The organism is Amycolatopsis sp. NPDC003676 (genome assembly GCF_053587275.1).
In genome coordinates this window covers 1-1024 of sequence record NZ_JBSFNS010000451.1, presented here as the reverse complement: position 1 = coordinate 1024, position 1024 = coordinate 1, and the positions used below count along the sequence as shown (strand labels likewise).

Here is a 1024-nt window from a genome sequence, read left to right as displayed (position 1 = left end):
GATTTCCCCGAGGTCGGCCTGGTGAACTCGGTGAACCCGGCCCGCATCGAGGGCCAGAAGACCGCGTCGTTCGAGATCTGCGATGTGCTGGGCAAGGCGCCCGATGTGCACGTGCTGCCGGTGGGCAACGCGGGCAACATCACCGCCTACTGGCGTGGATACCGCGAGTACCACGCCGACGGTGTCACCTCGGTGCTGCCGCGGATGCTCGGTGTGCAGGCCGCGGGTGCGGCGCCGCTGGTCAACGGCGCGCCGGTGAAGGACCCGGAGACCGTGGCCACCGCCATCCGGATCGGCGCTCCGGCGTCGTGGAACGGGGCGATGGAGGCCAAGGAGCAGTCCGGTGGCGCGTTCCGCGCGGCCACCGACGAGGAGATCCTGGCCGCGTACCGCCTGGTCGCCGCGACCGAGGGTGTGTTCGTCGAGCCGGCATCGGCCGCGAGTGTGGCAGGTCTGCTGGCCGCTCGCGCGGAGGGCTGGCTGGATTCGGGTCTGACGGTGGTCTGCACGGTGACCGGTAACGGTCTGAAGGACCCCGACAACGCGCTGGCCGGGATGCCCGAGGTCAAGCCGATCGCTGTCGACCCGGTGGCGATCGCCCACGAACTCGAGCTGGCCTGAGTTGAGCGCACGCGAGAGCAGGCTGATGACGGCCACCCTGCCCGCCGGTCTCGAGGTGACGGTGCGCGTTCCCGCGTCCACGGCCAACCTCGGTCCCGGATTCGATTGCCTGGGAATGGCATTGGGTCTCTACGACGAGATCGTGGTGCGAACCACCGAATCGGGTCTCGAGATCCGGGTCGAGGGTGAGGGCGCCGACGACGTGCCGTGGGGCCCAACGCATCTGGTGGTGCGGGCGATCGAGCGCGGGCTGGAATCGCTCGGCGTCTGGGCCGACGGTCTCGACGTGGTGTGCCGCAACGTGATTCCGCACTCGCGCGGCCTCGCTGCCTCGCTCGCCGAGGTCAAAGTGGACGGACGACGGACCTTCATCCCGGCTGACCGGTTGTCCGCGTTGGAGAAC

Annotated in this window: 1 protein-coding gene and 1 pseudogene; both read left to right on the top strand. The window is 69.5% G+C overall.

Translation table 11 applies throughout. The features are described from left to right. Positions 1–621: pyridoxal-phosphate dependent enzyme (locus tag ACWDNU_RS47165; RefSeq protein WP_449673622.1), on the top strand; the 621-nt coding region annotated here is incomplete at its 5' end. A gap of 25 nt (positions 622–646) precedes the next feature. Beyond that, positions 647–1024: pseudogene (locus tag ACWDNU_RS47160) on the top strand (hypothetical protein); the annotation flags it as partial.